Here is a 17,452-nt window from a genome sequence, read left to right as displayed (position 1 = left end):
GGAGCCGACAGCTCCCGGGCGAAGCGACACACCGAAGGCCCCGCGAGCCGCGGGGCCGCCCCTTCGAGTGAGAGAGCGCTCTCTCACTCCGGCACCGATTTCGGCGCGGCTGTTCCGGCGGCGGCCGCGCCACCCGCTCCCGGGCCTTCCGGGCGCGGATCCCTCACCACCCATCGCACACAGTGGAGAACCACCGATGAAGACCAGACCGATCCGCACCGCGATGGCGGCCGCGGCCGCCGCGGCGCTCGCGTTGACCGCCGCCTGCTCCGGCGGCGGCGACGACGGCGGCAAGATCACCCTCAGCGTCGGCCTGTTCGGCGACTTCGGGTTCGGCCCCCTCTACGAGGAGTACTCGAAGCTGCACCCCGAGATCGAGTTCGAGGAGCGCATCGCCGAGTTCGCCGACCACCACACGAACCTGACCACGCACCTCGCGACCGGCTCGGGCGCCGCCGACATCGAAGCCGTCGAGGTCGGCTACATATCGCAGTACACCGCCCAGCCCGACCGCTTCCACAACCTCCTCGACCTCGGCGCGGCCGAGCTCGAAGGCCAATGGCTCGACTGGAAGTGGCAGCAGGCGCTCGCCAAGGACGGCGAGGCCCTCATCGGGCTCGGCACCGACGTCGGCGGCATGGCCATGTGCTACCGCCGCGACCTGTTCGAACAGGCCGGGCTCCCCGTCGAGCGCGACGAGGTGTCGGCGCTGTGGGCCGGGTCCTGGGAGGACTACGTGGCCGTGGGCCGACAGTACTCGGAGGCGACGGGCGGCGACTACTTCTTCGAGTCCTCGGGGAACATGTTCCGCGCCATGGTCGAGCAGGCCGACGAGGGCGTCTACGACCGCGACGACAACCTCGTCGTCGAGTCCAACCCCGCCATCGGCGAGGCCTGGGACCTCACCGTCGAGGCCATCGAGGCGGGCATGTCGAACCGCCTGCAGGCCTGGACGCCGGAGTGGAACGCCGGGTTCAACGAGGGCACCTTCGCGACCATCATCTGCCCGGCCTGGATGACCTCCTACATCGAGACGAACGCGCCCGACTCGGCCGGCCTGTGGGACATCGCCACCGTGCCGGGCGGCGCCGGGAACATGGGCGGCTCGCACCTGGTGCTGCCCGCGCAGGGCGACCACCCCGAGGAGGCCTACGCGTTCATCGAATGGCTCACCGCGCCCGAGCAGCAGCTCAAGGTGTTCGAGTCCACCGGGAACTTCCCGTCCACGCCGGCGCTGTACGAGGACGAGGCGCTCACCGGCATGACGAAGGCGTACTTCAACGACGCGCCCGTCGGCCAGATCTTCACCGCCGCCGCGCAGGCCGTCCGGCCGCAGTACCAGGGCCCGCTCCAGGGCGACGTGCTCGCCACGATCGGCCAGGGCCTCGGCCGCATCGAGGACGGCAGCCAGACGCCCGATGAGGCCTGGAGCCAGGTCCTCGGCGACCTCGAATCGTTCTAGCCCCCGAACGGGCCGGCCGGGCGCGCCCCCCGCGCCCGGCCGGCCCACCGCCCGACGATCCTGAAAGCGACCCGATGACCATCGCCGCCAAGCGCACCGGCCCCGCGCGCACCGCCGACCCGACCGGGCGGTCCTCCCCCGCCGGCCGCCGCTTCCAGCACCTGCGCTACCGCCTCGACCTCAAGGCCTCCCCGTACCTCTACATCGCCCCGTTCTTCGCGCTGTTCGCCGCGTTCGGACTCTTCCCGCTCGCCTACACCGCCTGGGTGTCCACTCACGAGTGGAGCCTGCTCTCCGACGAGCACGTCTTCGTCGCCTTCGGCAACTACCAGGCCCTCCTGAGCGACCCGTACTTCTGGAACGCCCTGGGCAACACCATGTCGATCCTGCTGCTCGCCACCGTTCCCCAGCTGCTCGCCGCACTCCTCCTGGCGCACCTGCTGACCCTGCGGCTGCGCGGGCAGACGTTCTGGCGCATGGGGATGCTCCTGCCCAACGTCGCCTCCGTGGTGGCCGTCGCCGTCATCTTCAGCCAGCTGTTCGGCCGCGACTTCGGCCTGGTCAACTGGGTCCTCGAATCCCTCGGGGCCGGGCGCATCGACTGGCAGTCCGGCAGTGCCACGTCACATATCGCCATCGCGGTTATGGTGGCGTGGAAGTGGACCGGATACAACGCCCTCATCTTCCTGGCCGCCATGCAGGCCGTCCCGCGCGACGTCTACGAGGCCGCGCACCTCGACGGCGCGTCGCGCATGCAGCAGCTGTTCCACGTCACCGTCCCGATGATCCGGCCCACGATCGTGTTCACCGTGATCGTCTCGACCATCTACGGGCTCCAGATCTTCGCCGAGCCGCAGCTGTTCGGCGGCGGCGGGCCCAACGGCGTCACCGGCGGCGCCTCCCGCCAGTTCCAGACGCTCACCCTCTACCTGTACGAGCACGGCTTCAACCGCGGCTTCGAGTTCGGCTACGCCTCCGCGGTCGCCTGGACGATGTTCCTCGTCATCGTCGTCGTCGCCCTCCTCAACTACCTGTTCATCCGCCGCATCAGGAGCGATTCATGACCCGTCCCGGCCTCGCCGTCCCGCCCGCGCCGGCCTCCGGTGCCGCAGTCCCCCGGCGGTCGGACCGCACCTTGCCGGGCCGGTCCGACCGCCGGGCACGGTCCCGGATGCGGGCGCTGCGCGAGCAGCCCGGCCGGCTCGTGTACCTGACCCTGGTCGCGGTGCTGTTCTTCTCGGGCTTCCCGCTGTACTACAGCTTCGTGGTCGCCTCGCGCGACAACTCGGCGCTCGCGCAGGTCCCGCCGCCGGTGCTGCCGGGGGCGAACCTCGTCGAGAACGTGGAGCGGGTCTTCGCGACGGTGCCGTTCGGGACGGCGCTGTGGAACTCGGTGGTCGTGAGCGCCTCGGTGACCGCGTCGGTGGTGTTCTTCTCGACCCTCGCGGGTTTCGCGTTCGCGAAGCTGGAGTTCAAGGGTGCCAAGGTGCTCCTGGTGACGGTGGTGGCGACGATGATGGTGCCGGTGCAGCTGGGCGTGATCCCGCTGTTCATGCTCATGATCGAGCTGGAGTGGACGGACACGCTGTGGGCGGTGGTCGCGCCGGGCCTGGTGAGCGCGTTCGGGGTGTTCTTCATGACGCAGTACCTGCGCGGCGCGCTGCCCGGTTCGCTCATCGAGTCGGCCCGGATGGACGGGGCGTCGACGTTCCGGATCTTCTGGCAGATCGTGATGCCCGCGGCGCGACCCGCCGCGGTCGTGCTGGGCGTGCTGACGTTCCTGACCTCATGGAACGACTACTTCTGGCCGCTGATCGTGCTCTCGAGCCCGGAGCGGCAGACGGTGCAGGTGGCGCTGTCGACCCTCAGCGGCGGGTACGTGACGGACCAGTCGTTGGTGCTGACCGGGACCATGCTGGCTACGCTTCCTCTGCTGGCGGTGTTCGCGCTCTTGGGCAAGTACATGATCAGCGGGATCATGCAGGGCGCGGTCAAGGGCTGAGACGTACGGAGGCGGAACGCATGCGGCGAGCGGAAGCGGTGCCCGGCGGCGGGGCGGTGCGGGCCCCCCGCACCGGCCGCCCCACGTTGGAGGAGGTCGCGGAGCGGGCAGGCGTGTCGCGCGCGACCGTGTCGCGGGTCGTCAACGGGCAGACGACGGTCGCCGAAGACCTGCGGCGGGCCGTGGAGGCGGCCGCGGCCGAGCTCGGGTACGTGCCGCACGCGGCCGCGCGGTCGCTCGTGACCCACCGGACCGATTCGGTGGCACTGATCCTGCCCGAGTCGCCGAACCGGGTGTTCTCGGACGACCAGTTCTTCCCGAGCGTCATCAGGGGCGTGGCCGGGGAGCTCGACGCGGCCGGAAAGCTGCTGGTGCTGCTGACCACCGGTTCGGCGGAGGCGCGGTCGCGGGCGGAGCGGTACGCGGTGGGCGGGCACGTCGACGGCGTCATGTTCGCGTCGCTGCACGACGCGGACCTGCTGCCGGAGCTGATGCTGCGCCGTGGTGTGCCGGTGGTGTGCAACGGGCTGCCGCATGTGGACGCCCCTTGCATCGACGTCGACCACGTCGGCGGCGTGAAGGCGGCGGTCGAGTTCCTGATCGCCAAGGGGCGCAGGCGGATCGCCACGGTCGCGGGCCCGCAGGACATGGTGGCGGGCCGCGAGCGCCTGGACGGGTACCGGGAGGCACTGGCCGCGGCGGACCGGCGCGCGATCGTCGCGGTCGGGGATTTCACCGCCGAATCGGGGCATGCGGGGATGCGGCAGCTGCTGGCGGACGAGCCGGACCTCGACGCGGTGTTCGTCGCCTCGGACCTGATGGCGCACGGTGCCCTGCAGGCGCTGCGCGAGGCGGGGCGGCGGGTGCCGGAGGACGTGGCGGTGGTCGGGTTCGACGACATCGCGCTGGCGACGTACTGCGATCCGCCGCTGACGACGGTGCGGCAGCCGATCGCGGAGATCGGCCGCAGCATGGCGCGGGCCATGCTGCGGCTCTTGGAGGGCCGTGAGGTCGCTCCGCTGCAGATCCTCCCGACCGAACTGGTGGTGCGAGAGTCCGCCTGAGGCCGGCCGCCCCTACAGGTAGTCCCCGCAGAGGATCGCGGTGGTCCGGCCTTCGATGTCGGTGACCTGCCAGAGGTAGGCGCCGCCGGAGCACGGGGCCGAGGCGGCGTCGGCCTCGTCGACCGTCATCTCGGCGGGCGGGTCCACGTGGACGGTGTCGACCACGGTGTACAGGGCGCCCCCGTCGCCGCAGGGCACGGTCCACCAGCGCTCGCTGTCGTCGAAGCAGTCGCCGGTGTCTGGCGTGATCGGGAGCCGGCCGAGCTCGTCGGGATTGCCGACGGCCTCGACGCAGTAGAACTCGGCCACGGACCTGGTGGCGTCTTCGTAGGTGAAGTAGAAGTCCTTCCAGAGCTCGCCGGGGTCGAACCGGCCGTGTTCGGGGCCGCAGACGTCGTACACGGTCTGCGGGTCCGAGATGGCGCCGTCGGCGTTCACGGTCGCGTCGACCGTGTCGCTGGCGGTGGTGACCTCCCAGAATGCCGCTGCGCTGTCGCAGGAGGTGGTGAGGTCGACGGTGACGCCGATGAGGACCGGTTCGAAGGGGAGGCAGGCGCCTACCGCTCCGGCGATGCCCGGTTCTTCCTCGCCTTCGACGTCGGGGCGCGGTTCGGCGTCCCCGGATTCGGTCTGCGATTCGGACGCGGACTTGTCGTCCTGGTCGCGGGTGAGGTTGAGCGCGATGAGCGCGAGGCCGCCGAGGACGAGCACGGCGGCGACGGCGATGACGGCGATGACGAGTCCGGTGCGGTGGGGTTTCGGCGGCGGCCCTTGCGGTGCCCACTGGTAGGTGTAGCCGCCGGTGGGCGGCGGGCCTCCGGGCGGGTAGCCGCCGCTGGAGGGCGGTCCGCTGGGCTGGTAGCCGCTGGCCGGTTGCGGGCCGGTGGGCCAGGTTCCGCTCGGCGGGTACGGGGACGCCGGCGAGCCGGGCGGCTGCGGCGGGCCCGCCCCGGGCGGGGCCTGCGGGTTCGGACCGTCAGGTTGCGGTTGAGGGCCTGTGCCGCCCGGTTGCCCGGTGTCGTGGCCCTCCGGATGCTGAGGATCGGGGCCCTGCGGCGGGCCGCCGGTGTTCGGAGGCATAGCCATGTGCCCAGAATATGAGCTTTCCTCGACCAGGGTCGCGGAACGGCGGGCAAGGCCGCTTCCGGCCGCACGTGTGCGTGCGGCCGGAAGCGGCCGCGCTACGTGAAGAGGCTCACCCCGCCGGGGCCGACCAGCAGGCCGACGATGATCACGACGATGCCTAGCAGCACCTGACCCCGGAAGATCATGACGATGCCGTAAATGACGAGAAGGACCGCGAGGATCCACAAAATGAGTGCCATGCGGACCGGTTACCCGCGACTCCGGAAAAGTATGTCTACAGTCCAGTCTGAGCGGGCGGGAATGTCGGGGGCCTGTGCTCCAATGGCTGCGTGGAGGTCGCACTCGTGCACGGTCGCGGCGGGGAGGGGTGGACGATGCCCCTCCCCGGCGGCGCCGTCGCCTACCACCGCGACCTCGCGGCCGCGGTGACCGCGCTCGAGGCCCAGGCCCGCGGCGGTACCGCGCAGCTTGAGGGCGACGCGGGCCGGCCCTTCGCGCCCGGCGCTCCCGAAGGCCCGCGCTGGGTCCTCGCCGAAGCCGCCCGCGACTACCCGCCGCTGCTGGAGGCGGGGGCCCGCCTCGACCGCTGCCGCGACCTGCGACTCGCCGAGCGCATCCTCTCCCGCGTCGAAGGCCGCGAGCCCCCGAAGGTCGCCGCCGAGTCCGACCCCGATGCGGGGACGCTCTTCGAGCGCGAGCCCGAGCCGGTCGACGGCCCCGCGCTCCTGGTCAAGCTCCAGGCGGCCTGGCTCGACCAGCGGCGGCGCACCGCCGCGGCCGACATCCCGGGCCTGGGCACGCTGCTGGCCGCCGAGTCGGCCGGGGCCCTGGTGGCCGCCGAGATGGGCCGCACCGGCGTGCCGTTCGACCGCGCCGTGCACGACCGCCTCCTGCGCGACCTGCTCGGGACGCGCCCGACCAAGGGCATGCGGCCGCGCAAGCTCCAGGCGCTCGCCGACAAGGTGGTCGAGGCGTTCGGGCACCACCTCAACCCCGACTCGACCAAGCAGGTCCTCGCCGCCTTCCACGCGGCCGGGCTCGAGGTGAAGACCACGCACTCCTGGGAGCTCGCCTCGGTCGAACACCCCGCCGTCGAAGCGCTCAAGGTCTACCGCGAGCACGCCCGCGTGTGGACGGCGTTCGGCTGGAACTGGGCCGACACCTGGGTCACCGCCACCGGCGCACCCGGGGCCGCGGCTGATCCGGCGCTCGCCGACCGGGGCCGCTTCCGGCCCGTCTATATGGTCGGCGGGGCCGACACCGGGCGCTGGGGCACCGACGGCGGCGGGGCGCTGCAGCTCCCCCACGCCGTGCGCGAGGCGATCCGGGCCGAGCCGGGGTGGAAGCTCGTCGCGGCCGACGCGGCGCAGCTCGAACCGCGGCTCCTCGCCGCGATCAGCGGCGACCAGGCGATGATCGCCGCCACGGCCGCCGACGACCTGTACACCGAGCTCGCGCCGCGCCTGGGCGGCGAGCGGTCGAAGGCCAAGATCGCGCTCATCTCCGCGATGTACGGCGGGACCGCCGGGGACGCGGCGCAGCTGGTGCAGCTCATGCGCGACCGCTTCCCCGCCGCGTTCCACCGGGTCGAATCGGCCGCTCGCATCGGCGAGAAGGGCGGCCTCGTCCGCACCTGGCTCGGCCGCACCGTGCCCGCCCCGGGCGAACGCTGGTGGCAGACCCTCAACTCCGAGGACGGCACCAAGGCCGCGACCGGCCGCGGCCGCTTCACCCGCAACTTCATCGTCCAGGGCACCGCCGCCGAATGGGCCCTGGTCCTGCTGGCGCTGCTGCGCCGCGAACTCCACGAGCACCGCCTCGGCGAACTCGTGTTCTTCCTCCACGACGAGGTCGTGGTCCACTGCCCCGCCGAACACGCCGCCACTGTCGGCGAGGTCATCGAACAGGCCGCGGCAGCCGCCACTACGACCCTCTTCGGCGACCTGCCCGTCCGCATCCCGCTGCGCCCCAAGGTGGTCGACAGCTACTCCGAAGCGAAATGAGCGACCGGCCCCCACCGCCCCGCTCCGATTGCGGCGGCCACCGGTGTCGGACCCGTGTGTCAGGGTTTTCCCAGGGGGTTTTCGATACGGGTAATATATGACGCGTCACGCACTACTTGTCTGATTCGGCCCGATCCCCTTGCGGCGCACCGGCTCGAAGTAGTAGTACCCGGGTACCACTCGCGTCCCTGAAGTTCGCTCTTGAAACGGATGAAGCGCCGCCGCCCGCGCCGTAGCGTTCGGGACATGATCGAGATCGAGCACTTGACGAAGCGCTACGGCAAGAAGACGGCCGTGGACGATCTGACGTTCGCCGTCAAACCCGGCGTCGTCACCGGCTTCCTCGGCCCCAACGGCGCCGGGAAGTCCACCACGATGCGCGCCGTCGTCGGCCTGGACACGCCCACCAGCGGCCTCGCCCGCGTCAACGGCAAGCACTACTCCGAGTTCCGCTCGCCCCTCACCGAGGTCGGCGCGCTCCTCGAGGCCAAGTCCGTCCACGCCGGCCGCAGCGCCTACAAGCACCTCCTGGCCCTCGCCCGCACCCACGGCATCCCCAAGCGCCGCGTCACCGAGGTCATCGACCTCGTCGGCCTCCACGAGGTCGCCGGCAAGCGCGTCGGCGGCTTCAGCCTCGGCATGGGCCAGCGCCTGGGCATCGCCGTGGCGCTCCTGGGCGACCCGGCCGTGCTGATCCTGGACGAGCCGGTGAACGGCCTCGACCCCGACGGCGTGAAATGGATCCGCCTGCTGCTCAAGGGCCTCGCGGCCGAGGGCCGCACGGTCTTCCTGTCCTCGCACCTGATGAGCGAGCTGGCCCAGACCGCCGAGCACCTCGTCGTGATCGGGCAGGGCAGGCTCCTGGCCGACACCACAGTGGACGCGTTTGTGTCGGGGAACGGGCAGGCGCGCGTGCGCGTCGTCTCCCCCGACGCCGCCCGGCTCGCCGAGCACCTCGCCGGGCCCGGGATCAGCGTCTCGAGTCCCGAGCGCAGCGTCCTGGAGGTGACGGGGACCGAGGCCGCCGTGGTCGGTCAGACCGCGGCCGCGCACGGGCTGGTGCTGCACGAGCTGCGCACCGACCGCGGGTCCCTTGAGGACGCGTTCATGCAGTTGACCGCCGACGCGGTCGAATACCGCCAGACCACGGAAGGGGCGAACCGATGACCGCCGCTGTGATGACCGACCGCCCCGCGGCCTACACGCCGCCGGCGCAGTACAAGCTCTCCACGGCGGGCCTGCTCCGTTCGGAGTGGACGAAGCTGTGGTCGCTGCGCTCGACCTGGATCGTGCTGCTGTGCGCGGTCGTGTTCAGCGCGGGCCTGGGCGCGATCATCGCGTCGAGCGTCCCGGACGACCAGGCGATCGGCGGCGCGGCGTCGGCGATCGACTTCTCGATGGCGGGCATCGCGCTCGCGTCGGTGTTCATCGCCGTACTGGGCATCCTGACGGTGACCGGCGAGTACTCGACCGGATCGATCCGCTCGACGATGTCGGCGGCGCCGAAGCGCCTGTCGGTGCTGTGGGCGAAGGCCGCGGTGTACGGGGCCGTGGTCGCGGTCCTGTTCGGCGCCATGGTGTTCCTGACGTTCTTCTTGACGCAGGCGATCTTCTCGGGTACGGGCCTGGGCGGTGTGTCGCTCTCGGACGACGGGGTGCTGCGGGCGCTGCTGGGCTACACGGCGATGATCGTGTACCTGGCGCTGCTGGCGCTGGGCATCGGCGCGATCCTGCGCAACTCGGCCGGTTCGATCGGGTTCTACATCGGCGTGATCATGATCCTGCCGCAGCTGGCGACGCTGCTGCCGTGGAACTGGGTGACCGACGTGACCCCGTACGCGCCCGGCAACGTGCCGAACACGCTCCTGATGGTCGACCCGGCCGGGGCGACTCTGTCCGTGGGCGAGTCCTGGCTGTGGATGGGCATCTGGCTCGTCGTCACGTACGGGCTGGCGGGCGTGCTGCTCAAGCGTCGCGACGTGTGAGCATGTACCCGTGGCCGAGGCCGTGACGGTTCCCCGCAAGCGCGGGATGTGGCAGCGGATGCTGGAGTTCGACTCCCGGCATCCGCTGCTTTGGAATCTCTTCCCGATCGCCGTGTACGCGTGCTTCGCCTGCATGGGGGCGCTGGCGGCCGCGGTGGGCGAGTTCGAGGCGGAGCGGCCGCTGCTGCAGCTGGTGCTGGCGGCGATGTTCCTGGTGCCGACGATCTGGCGGCGCCGGTACCCGTTCGCGGTGCTGCTGAGCCAGTGCGCACCGCTGGCGGTGACGATCCCGTTGGCGTACACGAGCAATCCGAACGCGGGGTTCGTGAACGGGGCGGCGGCGGTGGCGTTCACCGTAGTCTTGTACAACCTGGTGCTGCGGCGGCCCTTGAAGCTGTTGTGGTGGGCGGGGCTCGTCTCGCTGGTGCCGTCGCTGGTCGACTGGCTGGTGAACGAAGAGATCTCGGTGTTCGGGTTCTTCGGGTACTTCGCGCCGACGGCGGTCTACTTCGGGTTCATCGTGACGATCGGCATGCTGATGCGCACGCGCCGGGAGTTCCAGCACTCGGAGCGCGATCAGGCGGCGCAGCAGGCGGTGACTGTGGAGCGCAACCGGATCGCGCGGGAGATGCACGACATCATCGGGCACAACCTGGCGGTGATCAACGCGCTGGCCGACGGCGGGGCGTACGCGGCGACCGCCAAGCCGGAGAAGGCGAAGGAGGCGCTGGAGGCGATCGGCCGCACGAGCCGGGAGGCGCTGGCGGAGCTGCGGCGCGTGCTGTCGGTGCTGAAGGCCGAGGAGGGCGAGGAGCTGGAGCTGGCGCCGCAGCCGGGACTGGCCGATCTGGACGCGCTCATCGAGCGGGTGCGGGAGGCCGGGCTGCCGGTGACGGTGACGGTGACGGGCGAGCCGCTGGCGCTGTCGGAGAACCAGCAGCTGGCGGTGTACCGGACGGTGCAGGAGTCGCTGACGAACGTGTTCAAGCACGCGCGCGGTGTCAAGCGGGCCAAGGTGTCCCTGGAGTACCGGGAGTCCGGACTCGCCGTCACGGTGCACAACACGGGGAACCGGGTGGACGAGGCCGGCACGGCCCGTGGTCTGGCAGGCTTGTCGGAGCGTGCGGCGGCGTTCGGCGGCACGATGGTGGCCGGGCCTGAAGCGCTCGGCGGTTGGCGGGTCGCCTTGTGGCTGCCCCGGGACGGAGAGGAGCGCCGGTGACCACGTTGCTGATCGTGGACGATCACCCGTTGCAGCGCATGGGGTTCCGGATGCTCGTGGAGAGCCAGCCGGATCTGGTGGTGCTCGGCGAGGCGGACAACGGGGCCGACGCGGTGCGGCGGGCGACCGAACTGGGCCCGGATGTGGTGCTCATGGACGTGCGCATGCCCGGCGTGGACGGGATCGAGGCGACGCGGCGGATCATCGCGGCGGGCGGTCGCAGCCGGGTGCTGGTGCTGACCACGTTCGACCTGGACGAGTACGCGTACGCGGCGCTGCGGGCCGGCGCCAGCGGGTTCCTGGTGAAGGACGCACAGCCGGAGGAGCTCCTCGCGGGCATCCGCGTCGTTGCGGCCGGGGACGCGGTGGTGGCGCCGAAGCTGACGCGGCGGCTGCTCGACCGCTTCGCCGACCAGTTCCCTGTTGAGGGTGAGGAGGAGCCGTCGGCCTCGGCCGAGCGGCTCGAGGTGCTGACCGAGCGGGAGCGGGAGGTGCTGACGGCGATCGGTCGCGGCTGGAACAACACCGAGATCGCCGAGCGGTTCCATCTCGCCGAGTCGACGGTGAAAACCCACGTGGGCCGCATCCTCGCCAAGATCGGTGCCCGGGACCGCGTGCAGGCGGTCATCTTCGCGTACAACACCGGTCTCGTCACCCCCGACGGCAACTAGGGACCGAGCAAGGCGGTCGGGCCGGTCGCCGGTGGCATGTCACATGTCATGTGGCGCGAATCCCGACGCTGGTATGGGTCAGCGTTCTGATCGCGGTGGCATGTCGCATGTCATGTGGCACCGCCTGAATCCGAACGGTCGAGACCGGCGGTGCCATGTCACATGGCACCGGCGCGGCAGCATCACGAGATTCAGCAGCGGGTGAAGGCGAGCAGGTCGCATTCGGATTCGACCGGGCGCGGCACGGTCTCGTCGGCGGCGTCGTCTTCGAGGGCCGCGAGCCCCGCCCGGTACTCCTCGTCGGTCAGGTGCTCGTAGACCGACAGCGCCCGCATGCGCTGCCGCCCGGCGTACTCGGTGAGGCTGTCGGCCGACCGGTGGTGGACCTCGGTGAGCTCGGCGTGCGCGAACCCGGCATCGGCGAACACCTCCACGGTCTCCGCGAGCGTGGGGAACACTTCGGCGTCGATCTCGCGGGTGCGCGGGAAATACCGGTAGAGCAACAGGTCTTTCAGCCGGTCCGAGAGCGTGGTCGCCATGAGCAGCCGCGCGCCGGGCCTGAGGGCCCGCGCCAGCTCCCGCGCGGCCGCGGGCCGGTCGGGCACGTGGTGCCAGACGAGGAACATGAGCGCCAGGTCGGCGCTCGCGTCGTCGAGCGGCAGGTTCGCGGCGTGTCCCGGCACGTACGTGACCAGCGGGTGCGAGGACTCGACGTGGGCGACCTCCCGCATGCGGGCCGAGGGTTCGACGCCGATCACGTCGGCCCCGAACTCGTCGGCCAGCGCGGGAGTGAACCGCCCCGTGCCGGAGCCGACGTCGACGATGGTGCCGATGCGGCGGTCGCCGGCGTGCGCGCGGAAGGCCCGGAGCCAGGTGCGGCGGCTCGCGGGGAGGAGCCTGCGGCCCTTGGCGTATCCGGCGTGCTGTGTGCGGTCGTAGTCGACGCGTTTGAGTCCCACCTTGTCCCCCAACCTGTGTCAGCTTGCGTTGCTATGTCGCGGTGGGCACCCAGTACCTGAGTTTGCCGCCGCGTTCGTCTTCGAGTACCCCTCCGTTGGCTTCGATGACCTTGCGGGAGGCGGTGTTGTCGGTGTCGCAGGTGACGAGGGCTTCGGTGATGCCGAGGGCGGCGGCGCGGGGCAGGACGGCGGCGAGCATGGCGGTGGCGTGGCCGCGGCGGCGGGCGGTGGGGCGGACGTCGTAGCCGATGTGACCGCCGATCTCGCGGAGGTCGTCGTTGAGACGGTGGCGGAGGTTGATGCGGCCGAGGTAGATGTCGGCCTCGGTCCACCAGTAGGTGGTGGCGGGGACGAAGTCGCGGGGCGGGTCGGTGGTGAGGCGGTGCTCGAAGTCGAGGACGCGTTCGATCCATGCGTCGGTGCCGTCGGGCGGGCCGGCGTCGCGGAGGAGGTTGCCGAGGAGGGAGCGGTCGTCGGGTCCGCCGCGGCCTTCGGTCTGGAATTCGCGGAGGGCCGCGGCGAAGGAGTGCCCGAGGCGGGCGGTGGGGAGGATGAGCGCTGGCACGGTGTCGACGCTAAGGGGCCGTGGGGTTTCGCGCAACCGTTATCGGTGCGGCGGGGGGCTCACGAGGGCGGTGTTCGAATCCTTCGTGAGAGTTAGCGTGGCCGTCATGTTCCGTTGGTAGCGTGACGGTCCTGACGCGAGGAGGTACGCATGGGCGATTCGGTGCTGACGGGTTCGGTGCTGCTGTTCGACATGGACGGGACGCTGGTCGATTCGACGGCTTCGGTGGAGCGGGCGTGGGGGCGGTTCGCGGCCCGGCACGGTCTGGAGGCGTCGGCGATCTTGGCGGTGGCGCACGGGCGGCCGACGATCGAGGTGGTGGCGGAGTTCGCGCCGCGCGGTGTGGACGTGGTGGCGGAGACCGACCGGATCGAGGCGGAGGAGATCGACCGGACGGACGGGATCAGCGAGGTGCCGGGTTCGGCGGCGCTGCTGCGGGGGCTGGACCGGGACCGGTGGGCGGTGGTGACGTCGGCGACGCGGGCGCTGACGCTGCGGCGGCTGGCGGCCGTGGGCATTCCGCTGCCGAAGATCCTGGTGGCGGCTGATGACGTGACGAGGGGCAAGCCGCATCCGCAGCCGTACATGCTGGCGGCGAAGGCGCTGGGTTTCGACGCGTCGGAGGCGGTGGTGTTCGAGGACGCTCCGGCGGGCTTGGCTTCAGCGAAGGCCGCTGGTGCGGCGACGGTGGTCGTGGGCGATTACGAGGGCGAGGTCGCTGACGGACTGCCGCGCATCGCCGACATGCGGTCGGTGACGGTGTCCGCGAACGGTTCGGGCCTGTCGGTGGTCCTTGGCTGAATCACGGCGGTCCGTCAGCCGGGGAGCCCAGTCCCTTCGCCGCCCTTGATGTCGGCTGGGAAGCCGGGCCGCGAAACGCGGCCCGGCTTCGGCGTGTTCGGCTCAGACGGGTTGGGCGGCGTCCATGCTGGCGACGCGGGCGGCGCGGAGGCGGCCGGCGAGGTCGCGGGTGGGGCCGCCGCGCAGGAGGAGGACGAGCCAGGGGTCGTCGTCCATCTTGGCGGCGCTGACGAGGGCGAGCGCCATGATGTGGGCGCAGACTTCGCGGTTGTCGGCGCAGGGGCAGCTGGCGGTGATGCGGTTGTGGTCCTCGGTCACGAACTTCTTGGGCAGCAGGCGCATGCCGGTCTCGGCGAGGACGTCGTCGATGCGTTTGGGCAGGCGGCCGGCGAGGAGCCCGGCGACGCACGAGGGCGAGAGCGACAGCGCGGTCATCCCGGCGGCCCACGCGGAGGCGTTGTAGACGGGGATCCGGATCTCGGTCTCGAAGGTGCCGTTGGTGTCGCTGACGCGGCCGGAGACCTTGCCGGGTTCGATGGACATGCCGGTGACGGCGCCGTGCCCGGCGAGGGCGCGGCCCTTGACGATGCGCTGGTCGGGGTAGTTCAGGCCGATGGTCTCCAGGGCGCGCCACCACTTGCGGCCCCACCAGGTCCGTCCGTACGGGTCGCTCACAGGTGGCCTCCGGCGTCGTCGAGTTCGATGAGTTTGCGCAGCTGGGAGTCGTCGAGGTCGCCGAGCCAGTCTTCGCCGTTGCCGACGACGGCGTCGGCGATGGCGCGTTTGCGCTGGAGGAGCTCGTCGACGCGTTCCTCGAGGGATCCGGCGGTGACGAGCTTGTGGACGTAGACGGTCTGGGTCTGGCCGATGCGGTGGGCGCGGTCGGTGGCCTGGTCTTCGACGGCCGGATTCCACCAGCGGTCGTAGTGGACGACGTGGGAGGCGCCGGTGAGGTTAAGGCCGGTGCCGCCCGCGCGCAGGGAGACGAGGAGGATCGCGGGGCCTTCGCCGGTCTGGAACTCCTCGACCAGCCTGTCGCGGGCGGGCTGGTCGAGCCCGCCGTGCAGGAACGGCGCGGCGACGCCGAGTTCGGCGTGCAGGTGGCGCGAGAGGAGCTCGCCCATCTGCCGGTACTGGGTGAAGATGAGGGTCTTGTCGCCTTCGTCGACGACTTCGGTGAGCATCTCGGTGACCCGGTCGAGCTTCCCGGAGCGTTCGGCCAGGCCGACGGCGGCGCTGTCGCCTTCGCCCACGTACTGGACGGGGTGGTTGCAGATCTGCTTGAGGCGGGTCAGCAGTTTGAGGACGCGGCCGCGGCGGGTGATGCCGTCGCCCAGGCCCTCGTCGAAGGCCTCGCGGATGGCCTCCTTGTAGAGTCCGGCCTGCTCGTCGGTCATGGTGCAGGCGACGACGGCCTCGATCTTGGGCGGGAGGTCGGCGGCGACGTCTTCTTTCATGCGGCGCAGGACGACCGGGTCGATGCGGGCGCGGAGGGTCGCGGCGGAGACGGGGTCGCGGCCGATCTCGATGGGGTCGGCGAAGCGGCGCTTGAAGTCGGTCTGGCCGCCCAGGAGGCCGGGGTTGACGAACTCGGAGATGGACCACAGCTCGGAAAGGTGGTTCTCGACGGGCGTGCCGGTGAGGGCGACGCGGACGCGGCCGGTGAGGTCGCGGACGGCCCCGGCGGTGCGGGACCGGTGGTTCTTGATGGCCTGGGCCTCGTCGATGACGATCGTGTCGAACGCGATCTGGCGCAGCAGCTTGATGTCGCGCAGCGCGATCGAGTACGAGGTGACGACGACGTCGGCCTCGGTGAGCGGCGCGCGGTCCTTGGTGCGGGCCGGCCCGTGGTGGAGGTGCACCGTCAGCTGGGACGCGAAGCGGGTGATCTCGCGCTGCCAGTTGCCGACGAGCGAGGTCGGGCAGACGACGAGGTGCGGGGCGTTCCCGGCGCGGCGCACGAGCAGCCCGATGGACTGGAGGGTCTTGCCCAGGCCCATGTCGTCGGCGAGGATGACGCCCGCGCCGCCTTCGGCCGCGGCCTCGAGCCACGCGATGCCGTGCGCCTGGTATTTGCGCAGGTCGGCGTTGACGCGGACCTCGCCGGGGTCGGAGTGCTGGGCGGTGATGAGGCGCAGGTTGAGCCCGGAGTCGGAGCGCAGCAGCTCGGTGAACGACTCGACGAACGCGCCCACGAGGGCCTTCGCGGTCCACACGTGCCCTTCGGAGTGCGGGACGGCGTGGCCTTCGGCGGGCAGTTCCCCGGCGATGCGGTCGAGGTCGTCGAACTTGTCGTCGTCGACCGCGTTCGCGATCCGGGCCCAGACCGCGACCGACTCGGTGATGTCGGGGCGGGAGGCGATGCGCGTGAGCGCGGGCAGCACCGGGCGCACCGGCATGGCGACGCCTTCGACCTCGTGGAGCTCGCCGCCGAGGTAGAGCTCGGCGTCCACCGGGTCGCCAGGGGGGAGCCCGAGCTCGGCCACCGCGGCCCCCGGGTGCGCGCCGCCGAAGAAGAGCAGCCGACCGTCGGCCGGGGAGGCGTGGTCGGGCAGGAAGGTGGCGTGCAGTTCGCTGGGTGGCAACGAGGCTCCTACGGGTCAACGGCAGACGTGCCATTTTGCCACAAGCGCGGCCCCGGACCCAAACGCGCGGTCCGCGGGCGGCGCCCGGGAACGGGTGAAACCGCAGCTCGGCGCTCCCCCGCGGCAGCGGGGGTGTGCGAAGGCAGACGAACGCTTGCACCGGCGCGATCCGGCCTATCGGACCGGTTGCACGGACGGTAAGGCCCCAGGGGGACGCGGAACGGGGCGGGCCCGTCCGTCGCCGCCTCGGCCGCGATCACGCGGCCCGGGCGCCTTCGGGCGGTCCCGCCCCGTCAACCCCAGAGCAAAGTCCGCGCGGAGGTGCTACGGGCCGGGCGCTCGCGCACCGTGCCGCGTTCCTCCACATTGAGGTCCACTGGACATCCCTCGAGCGGAAGGATGTTCGAACGTGTAGAAGTTAGCGGTAATTTCGAACACTGTCAATACCTGTGTCCAGGTTGCGGGCATGCCCAGTGCACCGGTGTCCGCACGCTGGGTGTCCGGTTCGGGGTTCGGTGCCGGTCGGTCAGCGCAGGGGGCAGCGCATCGCGAGACCGAGGGCGGCGTCGTCGCGGAACGCGGCCTGGGCGTCGGCGAGGGCTTCGGCGTCACCGGCCGGGACGTCGGCGACGATCGCCTGGATCTGCTGAGCGAAGTTCGCGGTAAGCGACTTGAGGTTCGGGTCCTCGATCTCGGTGCCGAGGGCGTCGATCTGGTCCACGACGCCGTCGACGCTGTCGCCGTCCGCGCCCGCGGCCAGGTCGAGGGCCTGCCACGCGTTCTCGCAGTCGGCGGCGTACTGCTTGTCGTCGCGCTCGAGGTCCTGGTAGCCGGGGTCGATCTCGTTCGCGCCGCCGAGGCATTCGGTGAGCATCCACAGCAGGATCAGCACGCCGATCGTCCATGCGAAGAGCTTCACCAGACGCAGGTCGGTCATGTCCGGCTCCAAGGTGAGAGGCCTGTGTCACAAGTCTACGCGGGCGGTCGGCCCCGCATTGGGACCCGGCGCGCCGCCGAATGAGCGGCAAGCGGTGACCGCCGCTTTGT

17 protein-coding genes are annotated in these 17,452 nt (G+C 71.3%); 10 read left to right on the top strand and 7 right to left on the bottom strand.

Translation table 11 applies throughout. The annotated features are described in order from the left end of the window. Positions 1-196 precede the first annotated feature (196 nt). The 4 genes from J5V16_RS04980 (at position 197) to J5V16_RS04965 (ending at position 4,528) form a co-directional block, all read left to right on the top strand. A complete protein-coding gene (locus J5V16_RS04980) occupies positions 197-1,462 on the top strand; it encodes an extracellular solute-binding protein (protein ID WP_208494954.1) in 1,266 nt (421 codons plus the stop codon). Positions 1,463-1,536: 74 nt separating this feature from the next. Then, positions 1,537-2,526, top strand: coding sequence for a carbohydrate ABC transporter permease (locus J5V16_RS04975; RefSeq protein WP_208494953.1), 990 nt, complete (start codon positions 1,537-1,539; stop codon positions 2,524-2,526). Then, positions 2,523-3,464 (top strand): carbohydrate ABC transporter permease, encoded by a 942-nt coding sequence (locus J5V16_RS04970; protein ID WP_243900739.1) that lies wholly within the window; start codon positions 2,523-2,525, stop codon positions 3,462-3,464. The genes J5V16_RS04975 and J5V16_RS04970 overlap by 4 nt, the downstream gene beginning before the upstream one ends. A 20-nt stretch (positions 3,465-3,484) precedes the next feature. Beyond that, a complete protein-coding gene (locus J5V16_RS04965) occupies positions 3,485-4,528 on the top strand; it encodes a LacI family DNA-binding transcriptional regulator (RefSeq protein WP_208494952.1) in 1,044 nt (347 codons plus the stop codon). Between the two features lie 12 nt (positions 4,529-4,540). Here J5V16_RS04965 and J5V16_RS04960 read toward each other — a convergent pair whose 3' ends face one another. Both J5V16_RS04960 and J5V16_RS04955 read right to left on the bottom strand, forming a co-directional pair. Further along, positions 4,541-5,614, bottom strand: a complete 1,074-nt coding sequence (locus J5V16_RS04960) for a hypothetical protein (protein WP_208494951.1) — start codon at positions 5,612-5,614, stop codon at positions 4,541-4,543. Between the two features lie 95 nt (positions 5,615-5,709). Beyond that, a complete protein-coding gene (locus J5V16_RS04955) occupies positions 5,710-5,853 on the bottom strand; it encodes a GPGG-motif small membrane protein (RefSeq protein ID WP_208494950.1) in 144 nt (47 codons plus the stop codon). A gap of 90 nt (positions 5,854-5,943) precedes the next feature. On the opposite strand from J5V16_RS04955, the gene J5V16_RS04950 reads away from it, so the two are divergent. The 5 genes from J5V16_RS04950 to J5V16_RS04930 all read left to right on the top strand — a co-directional run bounded on the left by J5V16_RS04950 (position 5,944) and on the right by J5V16_RS04930 (position 11,495). Beyond that, entirely contained in the window at positions 5,944-7,617 is a 1,674-nt protein-coding gene (locus tag J5V16_RS04950) for a bifunctional 3'-5' exonuclease/DNA polymerase (RefSeq protein ID WP_208494949.1), read from the top strand. 246 nt (positions 7,618-7,863) lie between these two features. Beyond that, complete coding sequence (locus J5V16_RS04945; RefSeq protein ID WP_208494948.1) at positions 7,864-8,784, top strand: ABC transporter ATP-binding protein; 921 nt, start codon at positions 7,864-7,866, stop codon at positions 8,782-8,784. Then, entirely contained in the window at positions 8,781-9,602 is an 822-nt protein-coding gene (locus J5V16_RS04940) for an ABC transporter permease subunit (RefSeq protein ID WP_208494947.1), read from the top strand. The genes J5V16_RS04945 and J5V16_RS04940 overlap by 4 nt, the downstream gene beginning before the upstream one ends. A 10-nt stretch (positions 9,603-9,612) precedes the next feature. Further along, positions 9,613-10,824 carry a sensor histidine kinase gene (locus J5V16_RS25395; protein WP_208494946.1) on the top strand — a complete coding sequence of 404 codons (1,212 nt, stop codon included), beginning with the start codon at positions 9,613-9,615 and terminating at the stop codon, positions 10,822-10,824. Then, positions 10,821-11,495, top strand: a complete 675-nt coding sequence (locus J5V16_RS04930) for a response regulator (protein WP_208494945.1) — start codon at positions 10,821-10,823, stop codon at positions 11,493-11,495. Before J5V16_RS25395 ends, J5V16_RS04930 begins: the two co-directional genes overlap by 4 nt. A 191-nt stretch (positions 11,496-11,686) precedes the next feature. On the opposite strand, the gene J5V16_RS04925 is transcribed toward J5V16_RS04930, so the two are convergent. Then, a complete protein-coding gene (locus J5V16_RS04925; protein WP_208494944.1) occupies positions 11,687-12,454 on the bottom strand; it encodes a class I SAM-dependent methyltransferase in 768 nt (255 codons plus the stop codon). Positions 12,455-12,485: 31 nt separating this feature from the next. Next, positions 12,486-13,019 carry a GNAT family N-acetyltransferase gene (locus J5V16_RS04920; RefSeq protein ID WP_208494943.1) on the bottom strand — a complete coding sequence of 178 codons (534 nt, stop codon included), beginning with the start codon at positions 13,017-13,019 and terminating at the stop codon, positions 12,486-12,488. 150 nt (positions 13,020-13,169) lie between these two features. On the opposite strand from J5V16_RS04920, the gene J5V16_RS04915 reads away from it, so the two are divergent. Further along, positions 13,170-13,820 carry an HAD-IA family hydrolase gene (locus J5V16_RS04915; protein WP_208494942.1) on the top strand — a complete coding sequence of 217 codons (651 nt, stop codon included), beginning with the start codon at positions 13,170-13,172 and terminating at the stop codon, positions 13,818-13,820. 102 nt (positions 13,821-13,922) lie between these two features. On the opposite strand, the gene J5V16_RS04910 is transcribed toward J5V16_RS04915, so the two are convergent. The 3 genes from J5V16_RS04910 to J5V16_RS04900 all read right to left on the bottom strand — a co-directional run bounded on the left by J5V16_RS04910 (position 13,923) and on the right by J5V16_RS04900 (position 17,342). Next, complete coding sequence (locus J5V16_RS04910; protein ID WP_208494941.1) at positions 13,923-14,495, bottom strand: SWIM zinc finger family protein; 573 nt, start codon at positions 14,493-14,495, stop codon at positions 13,923-13,925. Continuing rightward, complete coding sequence (locus J5V16_RS04905) at positions 14,492-16,405, bottom strand: DEAD/DEAH box helicase (RefSeq protein WP_208494940.1); 1,914 nt, start codon at positions 16,403-16,405, stop codon at positions 14,492-14,494. The genes J5V16_RS04910 and J5V16_RS04905 overlap by 4 nt, the downstream gene beginning before the upstream one ends. A 526-nt stretch (positions 16,406-16,931) precedes the next feature. Then, a complete protein-coding gene (locus tag J5V16_RS04900; RefSeq protein ID WP_208494939.1) occupies positions 16,932-17,342 on the bottom strand; it encodes a hypothetical protein in 411 nt (136 codons plus the stop codon). Between the last annotated feature and the right edge of the window lie 110 nt (positions 17,343-17,452).

The sequence above is a fragment of the Glycomyces niveus genome (assembly GCF_017592475.1).
GTDB classification, from domain to species: domain Bacteria; phylum Actinomycetota; class Actinomycetes; order Mycobacteriales; family Micromonosporaceae; genus Glycomyces; species Glycomyces niveus.
The sequence above is the reverse complement of the archived record's forward strand: the minus strand, read 5'-3'. Positions and strand labels throughout refer to the sequence as shown.

Coding starts and splice junctions, on each gene's coding strand:
- J5V16_RS04980 (WP_208494954.1), top strand. CDS start 197: ATGAAGACCAGACCGATCCGCACCGCGATGGCGGCCGCGGCCGCCGCG.
- J5V16_RS04975 (WP_208494953.1), top strand. CDS start 1,537: ATGACCATCGCCGCCAAGCGCACCGGCCCCGCGCGCACCGCCGACCCG.
- J5V16_RS04970 (WP_243900739.1), top strand. CDS start 2,523: ATGACCCGTCCCGGCCTCGCCGTCCCGCCCGCGCCGGCCTCCGGTGCC.
- J5V16_RS04965 (WP_208494952.1), top strand. CDS start 3,485: ATGCGGCGAGCGGAAGCGGTGCCCGGCGGCGGGGCGGTGCGGGCCCCC.
- J5V16_RS04960 (WP_208494951.1), bottom strand. CDS start 5,614: ATGGCTATGCCTCCGAACACCGGCGGCCCGCCGCAGGGCCCCGATCCT.
- J5V16_RS04955 (WP_208494950.1), bottom strand. CDS start 5,853: ATGGCACTCATTTTGTGGATCCTCGCGGTCCTTCTCGTCATTTACGGC.
- J5V16_RS04945 (WP_208494948.1), top strand. CDS start 7,864: ATGATCGAGATCGAGCACTTGACGAAGCGCTACGGCAAGAAGACGGCC.
- J5V16_RS04940 (WP_208494947.1), top strand. CDS start 8,781: ATGACCGCCGCTGTGATGACCGACCGCCCCGCGGCCTACACGCCGCCG.
- J5V16_RS04915 (WP_208494942.1), top strand. CDS start 13,170: ATGGGCGATTCGGTGCTGACGGGTTCGGTGCTGCTGTTCGACATGGAC.
- J5V16_RS04900 (WP_208494939.1), bottom strand. CDS start 17,342: ATGACCGACCTGCGTCTGGTGAAGCTCTTCGCATGGACGATCGGCGTG.